Below are 14,122 nucleotides of genomic sequence, written 5' to 3' on the forward strand. Positions count from 1 at the left end.
CATATCCTCGCTTATTGAAGATCAAAGCTACAGCTATTGTGCTGACCAAGGCAACCACGAAGCTTGGTGGATCGAACGTCTACAGATTGGGAATAATTGCACCTCTTCAACCTGATCAAGATCAACCGATGAAAGCTCAGATGAGCTTGGCAAGGCTTGTGAGCAGTTTTCGAAGGAATACAAGGCCCGATTCATACGGACACGCTGACGGTTATCCGAACACGATAGGGCGTGGGCTTTTGATCGTCCCATGAGGAAGGCTGGCGTGAATAGATAAGGTGATAGCTGCGAAGGCCCGGTGCAAGCTCAACATCCATGATGTCGATCGCGGTCGCTGATGCAGGGCTGCAGTTTTCATGGGGCCGCGCCAAAGGTGAACGGCCGTTAGCTTCAAGCCATGATCGGCAATTCGATGAGGTTGGGACGGCCTGAGCGAATGCCATCCTCGACCGCTTCAGCGATATCGCCGGCGCGCTCGACCCTGCGCGAAGCGACCCCCAGGGAGGAGGCGAGGGCCTGGAAGTCGATGGCGGGGTCCCGGATGTCCATGCCGATGAACTGGTTCGTACCGGCACTTCGGTAGTGCGCCTGGTTACGCGCGTAGTTTTTTAGGATGTTGTATTCGCCATTGTTCATGACCACAAAGGTGACGGGCAAACGCTCGTGTGCCGCTGTCCAAAGCGCTTGGGGGGAGTACATCGCCGAGCCATCGCCGACCAGGCAGACCACCGGGGTCCGGTCCAGGCCAAGGGATGTACCGACAGCCGCCGGCATGCCCCATCCAAGGATGGCGCTGCGTGTAAACAGGTACTGGCGGGCCGAATGCGAATCCAGGCAAGCACGCACATGAGCGATGGTGACCGGCGCTTCGTCGACGATCCACACATCAGGGCCGATTGCCCGGACAGCTTCATGGGCCGCTACGAAAGGCGTGGTCACGGGCGCATTGAATTCGCGCTTCGCGCGCTCGGCCACTGCGATTCGGCGAGTACTGCGCTCGTGCGCAGCGACATTTCGCAGCGTCGCGATGGCCTGGCTGTGTGGGGCCAGTGCCTGATCCATTAACGGCAGCAACAACTGCAACGACAGCTTTATGTCGCCTATCAATCCCAGTGTCGTTCCATGCACTCTGCCCAGTTGGTGGCCATCGCCGGTCAATTGAATGAGACGGCACTGAGGGGGAATCGCCGGGCCTTGCGAGTATTGGTAGCTGATCAGCGAATGACCGCCGAGAAGCAAGACCGCATCGAAGTCAGCGAACGTTTCGCGGATATCGGCAGCTTTGGGCGACAAGGCTCCGCGCCATTGAGGATGAGCGGTGGGGAAGGGGATATGCCCGGGCCAGGATGGCCCGAAGACTGGCGCGCCGAGTGCTTCGGCGAGTCTCACCACTTCCACTTGCGCATTCGACTGGGAGACCTCCTCCCCGACGATAATCGCCAGACGGCCCGGAGCAACCGTCGCTAAGGCCTCAGCCAACGGGTCAATCGCCGCGGTCACCGCTCCTCGTTCGATTCGCGACGGCTGGCCAGCATCGGCATCGGTGTGCTGCTCCATCACGTTGATCGGCAGCGAAAGGAAAACCGGGCCGGTCGGCCCCGTGCGGCAGTCCTGAAGAGCGCGACGCAGCAGCATCGGGATATGCTCGGGGTGCTGGATTTCCTCCGCCCATTTGACGCTCGGTCGGGCCAGGCTGACCAGATCACCATGAAGCAGCGGGTCGGTCACGCCATGGCGGGTATCCTGTTGGCCCGCGGTGATCACCAGCGGCGTGTTCGCCATCTTCGCGTTCAGGATGGCGCCCATCGCATTGCCAAGGCCTCCTGCTGTATGGAGGTTGACGAAACCGGGGCGGCCGGATGCCTGGGCATAACCGTCGGCCATCGCCACGACCGAGGCCTCCTGGAGGCCGAGCACGTAGTGAATATCGGAGACGCCCGAGAGCGCATCGAGCAAAGGCAGCTCCGTTGTTCCCGGATTGCCGAAGACATGGCGGACGCCTTCGCTGCGCAGTACTTCCACGAACAGGTTCGCGCCGCGTTGCCCACGGAGGCTGGACGGGACACAGGGAGTTGAAGGCATGGCGCGCAACCTCACTTGTCTGGAAGAGATAATCTACCCTGCTTTCGTGGCTATCGGATTGCCAAATGGCAGTGCACCACTGGTGTGGCGGCGACGCTGAAAGCCCTGGCGCCGGGTTTGATTTGAAGCCCGTCAGTGACTTAACGTCCGCCCATTCTTTCGAGCGATTGGCTTTTGAGCGGAAAATCGCTGGTACGCTTGTCCGAGGCTTTGCGAATCGCATCGCACAAGGCCCGGACGATGGGGACATAGCTCAGCTGGCTGGGCTGGCAGGCCTGGAGCGCACCCGTTGGGTTGATCAAATGTACCGCGATGTGCCCTGGCAGCCATGAGACGAGTGGCCAGCGGGAGCGTTGGGCGATCGTCGGGCACAGATCCGCCGCCGTCACACCAAATTCAGAAGATGCCACGAGTGCGACCCCCATCATGCATGCGCCTTCCAGCTGGGCGCGTAGGCGACCGGGTTTTTCTACAGTGCCCAGGTCAGCGACAAACACCGTGTCATGCACAATCAAGCGCCCCTCGTCGCTCAGCTCGACATCGAGTACCGCGGCCATGCAAGTCTGCGCATCGTAATGTGCGGCGATGCCCTGGGTTCGGCGACCGCCTGAGGGCTTGCCCCAATGGCTTCTCATGGCCGCTTCGGTGATGACGCTACGCATTCGCCTGGCATCGAAACCTGAGCGTTGCGCGGCACCGTCGGCCCGTGCTGATACCGAATCGATCAGGGAAAGCAGGTAGTCTTGTTGATCGAGCCTGCATGCAGGGTCCTGTGCGGCCATGAACCGCTGTTCGGCGCGCAGGCGAAGCAACAGGTCCTTCCGGTCCAGGATACCGTCTGGCGATGGCCAGATGAATTGATCAAGTGCGCTGTCGTGCCCGTCAGGGTGGTTCATTTGCGTTTCTCCTTCCGGCTGATGACAAGAGCTCCGGCAAAAAGCAACCAAGGGGGCGGAATCTCTGGTTAAGCCAGGTTCCAGCGGGAGCGGGCAGGCTCGCTCCCGCAGGTTCACGATGGCGCCGCAGGAGCAATCCTGGCATTACTTTAGGCGCAACGATCTGACGTCAGGGTGACGGGAGGCTGACAGGAACATGTCAGGCGATAAGGGGGGCAGGGCAGGTGATGCATACAGTTGAGTCTGGCTTTCTTGTCGTCGGCTTGCATCACCCACCCACGTTCAAGCCACGATCTGCGCTGCTGCGCGAGCCCAAGGGGCCGCTGTCCTTGCTGGCATCGAAGCAGACAAACTGCTAACGGTGTCGAGCCGATGAATCTGCTCGGCTGACAGTTCAACCGACAGGGCTGCGAGGTTGTCGGCCAACTGCTCAACCGAGCGCGGGCCGATGATGGGCAACGACCCGTGCGTGCCGGACCAGGCGATGGCGATCTGACCGGGGCTGACGCCCAGTTCGTTGGCGATGGCGATCACCGTGTCGAGGACCTGTGTGCGCTGCTCGCTATTCTCTGCCTGGAACACCTTGCCACCGAGGCCCTCGGCGCGTCCTTTCTCGCCCTTGCGGTACTTACCGGTCAGCATGCCTGCGCCGAGTGGCGACCAAGTGACGATACCCAATCCCAACGCATGCGAAGCCGGGAACAGATCAGCCTCGAACCCACGGACAATTTCCTCGCCAGGCGTGACATTATCCGGCCAATGTGACCAATAGAGATCGATGCGATCGGTTCTGAAGGATGCATATTTCATGGTTCACCATTGATCAAGTCGCAGCGATATTGTCAGACAGTGTCGGCGCAAAGGCCTTGGCGTCGCAGTTTTACGCGGATAACGAGTGGGCCAGGATCGGTCTCGGTCTTGGCCATGAGAGGTCCCCTGTGTGATTGCGGGATGATCGAAGATCAGGCAGGTGGTTGTCGCGTGCGCATACGGTTTGCCATCGGGGCCAATGATCCGAGATCCGGATGAGTCCTCATCAGAATGACTCGCCAGCAGCTTCGCAACGCATAACGTGGGTGGGAATCGGCGTGCTTGACGAATTTTCCATCTCGAGTGCCAGGAGCCAATCACACCGAGTTCAAACCCTCATGAATTTCCTGATTCTCTCGCCGCACTGGTCAGCTCGGATCATCCCAGGCTCCGCATCCAGTTTGACCAGGCCGTCCTCCATGAAAACCACCCTGTCGGAAATTGACATGGCGAAGTCCATTTCATGGGTCACGATCAACATGGTCATGCCTTCTTTTGCCAGGTCGCTGATCACCTTGAGCACATCGCCGACCAGTTCCGGGTCAAGGGCTGAAGTAGGTTCATCGAACAGCATGATGTGGGGATCCATCGCCAATGCGCGGGCGATTGCCACCCGTTGTTGCTGACCGCCTGACAACTGATGCGGATACTTTTGCGCGTGAGCCAGCAACCCTACTTTGTCCAGCAGAGCGTAGGCGCGCTGCTCGCTGATGGACTTGTCGCGGCCGTGATAACGCGGGGCGAGGGTGACATTGTCGAGAATGGTGCGATGGGGAAACAGGTTGAAGCTCTGGAACACCATGCCGATGCGCTGTATCCCACGGCGTACTGGGTGCGTGTTGGTGTTGTCACCGGCGTTGATATAGCTTTCGCCGAATAGAATGATCTCGCCCTGGTCGATGTTTTCCAAGGCGTTGATGGTCCGAATCAGTGAGGTTTTCCCCGATCCCGACGGACCGATAATGGAGATCACCTGGCCCACGTTGACATCAAGGTTGATGCCCTTGAGCACGACGTGCTGGCCGTAGCGCTTGTGAATGTCAACCAGCTGCAGGGCGGGTGCCGAACCAGGCCCTGGCGCTGTACGAGCGTCTGCCGGAGAGGTCACCGCCCGTACCGCGCGAAGACGCCGCAGGCTGATGTCATCCAGCGTCTGTGGTTTGCGGTTGTTGAGCTCCAGGTGTTGCTCCAGCCAATGAAACAGCCAGCCGAGCACGGTCACGATCAGCACGTAATACACCGCCACAGCCGACAGGGTTTCCATGACCAGGAAGTTTTGCGCGTAAAGGCGCTGGCCCACGGTCAACAGTTCGGTCAAGGAAATCACCGAGACCAGCGAGGTCAGCTTCACCACTGTGATGTATTCATTGATCAGGGTCGGCAGGGAAATGCGGAACGCCTGCGGGATCACGATCAGGCGCTGCAGACCGATCAGGCCGATGCCCAGTGCACGGCCGGCTTCTTTCTGGCCTTTGGCAACGGATATCAAGCCGCCCCGATGAATTTCCGCCATGTACGCCGCCTCGGTCACCACCAGCGCGAACAGGCCGGAATAGAACGGGTTGGACAGTACGCCACGGGTGACCGGGAACATCTGCGGCAGGTTATAGACGAACACCACCAGTACGAGCAGCGGCACGCTGCGAAAGAACCAGATATAAACCGACGCCGGCACGCTGATCCAACGCGTGGCCGAAAGCTTGGCCGACGCCAGCAGGAAGCCCAGCAGCATGCCGATGAACCAGGCCAGCGTGCTGAGTTCCACCACCGTAATGCAGGCTTTCCAGAAGTCCGAGACCGAAAACAGAGAAAAGAAGTAGGGCCATTCAAATTGCATGTGTACCTCCAACTGCTGGCGTCGACGGAGGCTTCACCTATGCCGGGCAGTCAAGCGAACGCCGCCGACTGTGGGAGCGGCCTCGCTCCCACAGGGCTGCATTGAGTCAGTTAGTCGGTTCTTCCAGGTTGTATTTCTTCAACAGGGCGGCGTATTCACCCGACGCTTTCGTCGCGTCAAAAGCCTTGAGCAGCGCCTGATAGAGCGCGTCGTTGTCCTTTTTGACGTAGATCCCCAGCGTCTGTTGATAGATCGAGTGATCGGTGCTGATCACAACCCGGCCTTTGGTGCGTTCTGCGATCATGCCGGCGGCGCCGTCGATCTCCACCTGAGCCTGCACGTTGCCGGAGAGCAGCGCCTGGGTCACTTCAGGGGCGGACGGGAATTCGCTGACCATGACCGCGCCCTTGTTATTCGGGACGCAGTAATCGGTCGAGAGTTTGTTGAATTGCGTGACCCAAGTGGTGCCTTTTTCCAGGCCGACTTTCAGGCCGCAGAGGTCTTGCGGTACTTTCGGTTTCAGCGGGCTGTCCTTGAGCACCATGATCGCTGCGCCGGTCTTGGCGTATGGGATGGTTTGCGCCTGAGTCTGCCGTTGGGGGGTGATGTACATGCCCGAGATGATCGCGTCATAGTGACCGGCGTTCAGGCTCAGAAGCAGGTTGGGAAATTTGGTGTCAACGAAGTCGGCCTTGAGGTCCAGATGTTTGGCGAGTAATCGCGCCAGTTCGGGGTCGGAGCCGACGACATTCTTTTGTTCGTCGTAAGATTCGAAGGGCGGATAGGTGATTTCCATGCCGACCTTGAGGACGCCGGGTGTCACCGTCGTGGCTGCGTGGGCTCCTGCCGCACCGAGGATCGCGAAGGCCAGCAGGGACAAGCGGACAGCAATATTCATTGGATTGCGCATCATCGGTGACTCCACGTCGAAAAAGTAGGATTGGACTGGTTTGAAACAGGGTTGTCTTGGAACGGTCGGGGGCATCAGGACGCTTCCTGCGTCTGGTTCTTCAAGTGACCGAAGCTCGAAGGCTTGCGTGCGCGCTCATACAGTTTGAGTTCGCCGCGTTCGACTTTGCGGCGCAGGTATTGATAGGTTTGCAACGCTTGGCCAAACATGTGCTCACCGATGGTGATTTCCTCGTAATCCTTACCGCCTTTAAGAAACTGCGGCAGTGGCTTGATTTGCGTATGGAAGTCGCAGGCATAGAAGAGTGGGAACGAGTAGCGCTCTTCGCTGACGGTTCGCACTCGGTGAGCCGTAGCAACGAATGTGCCCGCGGTCATGACCTCCAGCATGTCGCCGATGTTGACCACAAACGTACCGTCCATGGGCGGCGCATCAATCCATTGCCCCTGATCGTTCATCACCTCGAGGCCTGGCTTGTCGGCAAGCAAAATGGTGAAGCATTCGTAGTCGGTATGCGCACCAATGCCGGGCGCGTCTTGAGCCGCCAGGTCAAATGGGTAGTGGATCAGGCGCAGTTTCGACGGTGGGCGAGTCACCATTGCCTCGAAATAGTCCTCCTCCAGGCCCAAAGCGAGCGCGAAGCCCTTGAACAAGCGACGACCTAATGCAAACACCGCGGCGTAGTAGGCTTCGACGGCGGGGCGGAAACCCGGCAGGTCCGGCCATTCGTTGGCCCCGATCAGTGGCGTGCCGGCAATCACCAGCGGATCGTCTTCGCTCACTTCGAAACCGATATCGAAAGCTTCCTTGTGATCGGGTTTGCCTTTGGCATAGACCTCTTCACCTTCAGGCACAAAACCCTTGTGGCTGCGTGAAGTGCCGATGTAATGCTGCATTTTGTATTCAAGCGATTGGGCAAACAGGTTCTTCGCCGCTTGACGCAAGCCGTCGATCAGTGACGACTCGATGCCGTGGTTCTTGATGTACAGGAAACCGACTGCGCGGGCGGCGTTACCCAGTTCTTCGGCCACCGCCTGTCGCTGGGTGAGGTCGTCGCTGTACAGCCCGGCGATATCCACCACCGGAATGCGATTGAAGTTGGCGGTCGTGGGCGTTTTGTCAGGCATGAGTGGGCGCTCCTTATCGGGTTGAGGTGCAGGCGAAACGCCGAAAATGCTCGCGCTCGGTGGTTGCCATCCACACGTTCAGCGACCACAGATCAGCCACCGGCACGTTGGTGAAGGGCAGGTGATGCAGGTAGCCGTCGGCGCCGAACTCCGGTGTCAGCGTGCTGACCTGATACCCGCGTTTTTCCTGGGATCGCCAGATGGCCTCCCAATGTTGTTGATGGAAGGCAAGCGCTTGGCTGTACTCGGGGGCGGCGGGGTGGGGCACTTGCGGTCCCTGGTCGTATCCGACTCGGGCTTGAATATGGTGAACGCGTTCGACGAAGGTGCTGAGATCGTCTTCCGGATCGTTGAGCAGGCGCTCGCAGGTGACGACCCAATGACTGATGTCGCTGGTGAAGCGCAGGTCCGGCAGTTGACGAATCAACTCGAGGGTGACCCAGGGATTGAATAACGAGCGAGCGCGATGGGTTTCGAAGGCGCACACCTGGCCATGCTTGCGCGCGAGGTCCATCGCGCGGCCAAAGAAGTCGACTTGCTGTGCCAGGGGCCAGCGATCGTTGCCAGCCAGCAGATTGATGAAGCGCGGTGCCAACTCAGCCGCCCAACCGAGTTTCTTGTCGAGGTCCAGAAGGTGTTCGTCGGGAGTTGCCGACTGCTCCGGCAGAACGTCGTAGGCGCTGAAGACGGTGCTGATATAACTGACTTTGTTGATGCGTAGAAAGGCTGCGAACTCGGCACGTTCGCTGGCGGTCATGGGCAGGCGGGCTTCCATGCCATCGAACCCTGCTTCAAGCAACTCGTCGAGCGCTTGTGCCTTGCTCGCTGTGTAGCCCCACAACGTTCGGAATATTTCCAACTTCATCGATCTGCTCCAAAGGTTCCTTCGCATGATTGACACGGCGACGTTGCGGCTAACCGAAACGCACAACGAACGGCAGTGACAATCAGGAAAGGCAATCTTCGGGCCGGATCTCTATGGAAGGCTCCTTTGTTGCGGTCAATAGTAGGGAGGGGCGGTTGACGGAAAAAATAGGGAAGCGCAAAAAGATAGTTCAGAGATTTCTAAACTATTGATCACTGGTCGCTGCCCTGATCGTCAGTCATGGATCCGATGTTCCGGAACCTGGCGTTGCTCACGCCGCCGAGCCGTCTTACAGCAAGAATGCCGTTCCATGAATCACTTCTGCACGGCCGCTACCCGACGCCCGCTCATGAAACACAGCAGCCCGCCCATCGCAGTCAAGGCGCTCAAGGCATAGAACATCGTCGGTGCCGGGGTTTGTATCAGCAGGTACCCGCAGATCACCGGGCTCAGGGCGCCGCCCAGGGCGGCCAGGTTCTGGGCGCCGTAGTAGCTGCCGCGCAGTTCTTCCGGGGCCAGGGTATCGACGAAGAGAAATTCGGCCGGGTAGATGATCATTTCACCGAGCGTGAAAATGAACATCGCCACGCACCAACTCAGCATGTCGTCCGCCAGGCTGAATCCGATCAGGCCAAGCATGAACAGGCTGGTGCCCGCAGCGATCCAGTAGCGCAGCTTCTCGCGGTCGAGGAACCGGCCGATCTGGTATTGCAGCACAATCACCGTGATTGCGTTGCAGGCGAGCAGGGCGGCCATGATCTCCAGTGCACGCTTGGCGTCGTGAGTGACCAGCAGGTATTGCGACAGATAGAGCGTGAAGCGCCCGTGCACCACGGTGCTGAGCAGGCAGCCGCAGGTGAACATGATCAGCGTGCGGTCGTTCTTCAGGGTCTTCAACGTCTTGAGAAAGCTGGGCGGTGGGCCAAGGGCCGCTGTCGGCGTTCCATCGCTGGGGATTCCCATCATCAGAAAGACGCTGAAGAACGCGATGCCTGCGGCGATCAGGAATGGCGCAATCGGGTAGACCCCCGCAATCACCACGCCGAGCATGGGACCGGTGGCGTAGCCGATGTTGGTCAGGGTGTAGCGCAGGGAAAACGCTTTGGCGCGCTGGCCGATGGGCAGGTTTTCGCTGAGGATCGCTTTGGAGCCGATCAGAAACAGGGCTGACGCGGTCTCGGTGATCACCACGGTCAAGGTAGTCAGGTAAAGGTTTTCGGCAAAGGTCAGCAGGACGAAACCCACGGCGCTGGAGAGCATCGCCAGGATCAGCAGCCGGCGCTTCTCCAGGCGGTCGATGATGTAGCCACCGTACAAGGCCAGCAGGGTGGCGATGAACACCGCGATGCCCAGCAGCAAGCCGACATCTTGTTGATTGAGGCCCAGCTTGTTGCTCAGAAACAGCGTAAGCAACGGGCTGGTGATGGCGCGGCTCACCACAATGGTCAGCGAAACGATCATCAAGCGTCGAATGACGAGGGAGTAAGTGGCCACGAGGTGCAAATGTCCTTATTCAGATTGTTGGCGTGCACCGCGATGACGCCCGAGCCGTCGATACCCTGATCACCCCAGCCACCGTTCCAGCGTACGTATCGATTCCAGGTCTTCCATGCGTCGCAGTTGCTTCAGTAGTTCCGCAGCCCGTTCCTGGGGCATTACCCGCGTCGTCAAACTGAAGAACTTCTCATCCAGGGCCTCATCGGCAAGTGGATTGCCCGGCGCTCCCAAGGGCACTTCCACACACAGGCTTGCCTGCCGACCGTCCACGGTCCGCAGGGTCACCACAGGCTCGCCATCCTCATCCAGTCGCGGGTCCACTTCAAGCTGGATGCGCGACATGCACTGAGTCACCAGAGGATCGTTGCGTTGCCGATCGTCATAAGCGTGCAGTTGGCAATGCCCATGCACCAACCGCGCGGCGAGGGCATACGGCAGGCTCATTTGTGCGGCCGCGAGGTGGGCGATATCCCGGCCGCCACACATGCCGTGAAGAAAACCGCTCAACCCGACGTGCAGGTTTTCGACCTGGTCAACGGATACCTTCAACTGCTCCAACAGCTGGCCGAGGGCGTCGATGGCCGAATGGGTGCCGCGACAGGAGGCATAGGGTTTGATCGAGCAGCGGGCGAGCTTCCAGTTCACGCCGAGCTCTGCATCGAGGGCTTCGGGTCTTGAAGTCGCTGGGGCAAGGGTGTTCAGAAAACCGCCCCAGACGTCATCGAATAACTGCGTCGGCCCGCTGATGCCTTGTTGGGTGAACCGCGCAGCCAGCAGACCCCCTTCTGCGGCGCGCCCGCTGTGCAGTTTCTTGCTGTGCGAGCCATCGTGAATGAAGGCCCACAGGCCACCGCTGAAGCTGCCGGCAATGCCCAGTGCGGCCAGGGTTTGCCGGGTATCCAGACCCAGGATGCGCGCACTGGCGGCGGCTGCGCCGAACACCCCGCAGGTCGCGGTGGAGTGCCAGCCGGCGCCATTGTGGGCACTATAGCCGCCGCAGGCTTCGAGGACTCGACGGCCAACCTCATAACCGATCACGACGGCGCTGATGAATTCACGACCACTCACGGGCCGTGCGCGCAGCGAAACCGCCGCCATCGCCGCTGGCAGCACGACGGCCCCGGAGTGATCGCAACCACCGGTATCGTCCAGCTCCAGCGCATGGGCGGCGATGCCGTTCAACATCGCCGCCGGGCCCGCGCCGACCTGCAGAGCGGTTCCCCAAACCGGAACCTCGCCCGCGTCACCGGCGAATACTTTATGTGCCTGTTTGGCGATCTCACTCTCGGCGCCGACCAGGGTTGCGCCGAACGTATCGACAATGTGTCGCTTGGTTTGGGCTATCAACCCAGGCGAGAGATCTTCAAACCGCAGATCGACACAGAATTGCGCCAACCGTTGCAAACGTTCGCTCATCAGACGTAATCCCGGTAATGGCGCTCGTATACCGAGGCGGGATGATCCTCGGCCGCCGGCGCTGCGCTGTTTGCCCACCATTGCGCGACCTCGGCGCCGGTGGCGATCCACACGTCGTCGTGCCGTTGAATGCCCTCGATCAACTCGCGCAACACGCCTATCCGTCCCGGCGTGGCGATGATTTCCGGGTGCAGGCGAAGTACATAGCACAGGCCAAAACGGTGAAACCCGGCGAAATCCATTTGCAGGTTGCCCAGGGTGTGGCTGTAGGAGGCGATCCGTGATTGTCCCGGTGGCACCGCCGGGCTCAAGTTGAAGGCGAAGTAAGGCTCGTCTTCCAGCTCATAATGCAGCGGCACTTCAATGACACCGGGCGCAGTCGGGTGAGCGAATGGCAAGTCGTCGCCGCGCCACGACGAGGACCAGCGGATGCCTTGGTCCTTCAATGCGCCGATGAATCCCGGCGCACCATTGCCTGCCGGGATTCGAAAGCCGACCGGGCGCTTGCCGGTCAGCCTGGCCAGGGTCTCGCAGCCCCTGACGACATCGGCGCCCTGGGCGTCCAGGTCTAGCGCATCGTAATCCTGATGACGGTAGCCGGCGCAGGCGATCTCATGACCGTCGTCCTGGATCGTCTGGATGAGCGCTGGGTTTTCCTCGGCCATGATGCCGGGGACGAACCAACTGCTGCAGACCCCGAGTTCCTTGAACAGGCCGAGCAAGCGCGCCACGCCGCGTTGGGTACCGTAGCGCCATACCGATAAGGTCTTGTCACGCCCGGCCACTTCCGGGGCTTGTGTGAGGATGCCATGGATGTCGTTGTAATCGACGGTCAGTACCACAGCGCAGCGATAGCCTTCCGGCCAGATGGAATCAGCCATGGCGGTGCTCCTTCAACCAGAAGTGGGCGACGTCGCGGCAGGTGGCGAACCACACGTCATCGCGCCGACGCATGTGTTCGAAAAGCTTTTCCAGCAGCAGGAGGCGTCCCGGCTTACCGATGATTTTCGGGTGCAAGAGGGTGGTCAGGCACAACCCTTCGTCCATCGCGCCGTCATATTCGCGGCACCAGTTGTCCAGGGTCAGCGCGTAACTGGCCGTACGGTCCAACCCGGAAGGAAAGTTCGGCGCGCGGGTGTAGGCGAGGGACGCGTAATCGTCCATTTCCCATCGGCCTGGAATTTCCACCAGCGGCGTATCGAAACCCGCTACCTCCATCAGGTACGGTCGGTCGTCGCCGCGCATGCTGCTGGAATAGATCACCCCGGCTTCCACCAGCATGGCCGGGGTCTCGGCGCGCCAGTCGCCGGACGGCGTGCGGAAGCCTTCTGCGCGGATGTGCAGGTGTTTCCAGAACACCTCGCGGCAGATCTGCATGACTTCCTTTTGCCGATCCAGTGTCAGGGCATAAAAGGATTCGTGTTTGTAGCCGTGATAAGCCACCTCATGCCCACGCTCGACAATCGCCTGGCATTGTCTCGGCCAGTTCTCCACGACCCAGGCGGGGACGAAGAATGTCGTCGGGATCCGGAATTCGTCGAGCACATCGAGCAGGCGCGGTAGTGCACGGTAAGGGCCATAGCCGCCGAACCCGAAGTACTCGGGCTTACGCCAGATCGAGCCGTTGAGCATGGCATCACCGGTCGGGCCATCGAGGTCGAAGGCCAGGGCCAGGCAAGCCTTGTGCGGCGCGGGCCAGGTGGGTGAGGAGGGCATCGGTAGTGCTCCATCTTTATTCGTAGACACCAGACCCTTTGTGGCGGGGCTTGCTCGCGATGGCGTCGAGTGAAGCAACATTGACGTTGGAACACTCACAAGCAAGCCCGCAGCCACATCGGAATCAAATGGCCTGTGCGATCACTTCCCGGCGTTGATGGTCGCGGTCTTGATCGCTCCCAGTTCCAGATCCCACTTCTTCAGGATCGCCTGGTAGCTGCCGTCATCGATCATGCTTTGCAGCGCGACCTTCACCGCTTCGCTGAGCTCAGGTTTCTTCTTGCTCACGCCCATGCCGGTGTACTGCTCGGAGATCGGCAGGCCCACGGTCTTGTACATGTCCTTTTCCTGGGTCTTGAGGTAAGGCAGGGTTTCGCTGCCCTGCATGGCTGCATCGATGCGGCTCTGGCGCAGTTGCGCCCGGGCATCGGCCGAGCCTTCGGTGCCGACCACGTTGATCCCCGGCTTGCCGGCGGCCTCACAGTTGGCCTTGCTCCACTCGGCGATTTCCGCTGGAAAGGTGGTGCGGCGGCTGGTGCCGACTTTCTTGCCGCACAGGTCGAGAATTTCGTTGGTGTCCTTGTTTTTCTGCAAGGTGTAGAACTGCGGACCACTGGTGAAGTAGTCGATGAAGGTCACGCTGGCCTGGCGTTCGGCGGTGTCGGTCATGCCCGACAGCACCATGTCGACGCGGTCGGTGGTCAGGGCGTTGATCATTTGTTCAAAGCCTGTTTCCTGCCACTTGATCTTCACACCCAGGCGCTCGGCCAGGGCGTTGCCCAGGTCATAGTCAAAGCCGGTGAGGGTGTTGGTGGCCGGGTCCTTGAAGTCCATCGGCGGGTAGTTCGGCATGATCGCCACGACGATTTCGCCCTTGGCCTTGATGCTTGCCGGCAATTCGGCCGCGAAGGTGAAGCCGCAAGCCATGACGCCAGCGAGTACTGCGGGGATAAAGAAGTTCTTCAT

At 60.1% G+C, this 14,122-nt stretch carries 11 protein-coding genes and 1 pseudogene; all 12 read right to left on the reverse strand.

Annotated features, from left to right (window positions below; genetic code table 11):
- Positions 1-390: 390 nt before the first annotated feature.
- The gene (locus AC1M7R_RS22145) at positions 391-2,022 is read right to left on the reverse strand and encodes a thiamine pyrophosphate-binding protein (RefSeq protein ID WP_490609920.1); all 1,632 of its coding nucleotides are present in this window, start codon (positions 2,020-2,022) and stop codon (positions 391-393) included.
- A 200-nt stretch (positions 2,023-2,222) separates the two neighbouring features.
- Positions 2,223-2,978, reverse strand: a complete 756-nt coding sequence (locus AC1M7R_RS22150) for a hypothetical protein (RefSeq protein ID WP_490609921.1) — start codon at positions 2,976-2,978, stop codon at positions 2,223-2,225.
- Positions 2,979-3,260: 282 nt separating this feature from the next.
- Positions 3,261-3,770 (reverse strand): annotated as a pseudogene (locus AC1M7R_RS22155) (aldo/keto reductase); the annotation flags it as partial.
- Between the two features lie 346 nt (positions 3,771-4,116).
- A complete protein-coding gene (locus AC1M7R_RS22160) occupies positions 4,117-5,625 on the reverse strand; it encodes an amino acid ABC transporter permease/ATP-binding protein (protein ID WP_072394565.1) in 1,509 nt (502 codons plus the stop codon).
- A gap of 106 nt (positions 5,626-5,731) precedes the next feature.
- Positions 5,732-6,535 (reverse strand): ABC transporter substrate-binding protein, encoded by an 804-nt coding sequence (locus tag AC1M7R_RS22165; RefSeq protein ID WP_072430573.1) that lies wholly within the window; start codon positions 6,533-6,535, stop codon positions 5,732-5,734.
- A gap of 74 nt (positions 6,536-6,609) precedes the next feature.
- Positions 6,610-7,662, reverse strand: coding sequence for an isopenicillin N synthase family dioxygenase (locus AC1M7R_RS22170; RefSeq protein WP_490609922.1), 1,053 nt, complete (start codon positions 7,660-7,662; stop codon positions 6,610-6,612).
- Between the two features lie 13 nt (positions 7,663-7,675).
- Entirely contained in the window at positions 7,676-8,527 is an 852-nt protein-coding gene (locus AC1M7R_RS22175; RefSeq protein WP_072394570.1) for a sugar phosphate isomerase/epimerase family protein, read from the reverse strand.
- Between the two features lie 315 nt (positions 8,528-8,842).
- Positions 8,843-10,021 (reverse strand): MFS transporter, encoded by a 1,179-nt coding sequence (locus AC1M7R_RS22180; protein WP_072394573.1) that lies wholly within the window; start codon positions 10,019-10,021, stop codon positions 8,843-8,845.
- A gap of 69 nt (positions 10,022-10,090) precedes the next feature.
- Positions 10,091-11,440, reverse strand: a complete 1,350-nt coding sequence (locus AC1M7R_RS22185) for an MmgE/PrpD family protein (RefSeq protein ID WP_072394576.1) — start codon at positions 11,438-11,440, stop codon at positions 10,091-10,093.
- The gene (locus tag AC1M7R_RS22190) at positions 11,440-12,321 is read right to left on the reverse strand and encodes a polysaccharide deacetylase family protein (RefSeq protein ID WP_076407167.1); all 882 of its coding nucleotides are present in this window, start codon (positions 12,319-12,321) and stop codon (positions 11,440-11,442) included. Before AC1M7R_RS22190 ends, AC1M7R_RS22185 begins: the two co-directional genes overlap by 1 nt.
- A complete protein-coding gene (locus AC1M7R_RS22195; protein ID WP_076407166.1) occupies positions 12,314-13,156 on the reverse strand; it encodes a polysaccharide deacetylase family protein in 843 nt (280 codons plus the stop codon). Before AC1M7R_RS22195 ends, AC1M7R_RS22190 begins: the two co-directional genes overlap by 8 nt.
- A gap of 141 nt (positions 13,157-13,297) precedes the next feature.
- Positions 13,298-14,122, reverse strand: coding sequence for an ABC transporter substrate-binding protein (locus AC1M7R_RS22200; protein ID WP_072430483.1), 825 nt, complete (start codon positions 14,120-14,122; stop codon positions 13,298-13,300).

The sequence above is a fragment of the Pseudomonas sp. MS01C9 genome (assembly GCF_058202755.1).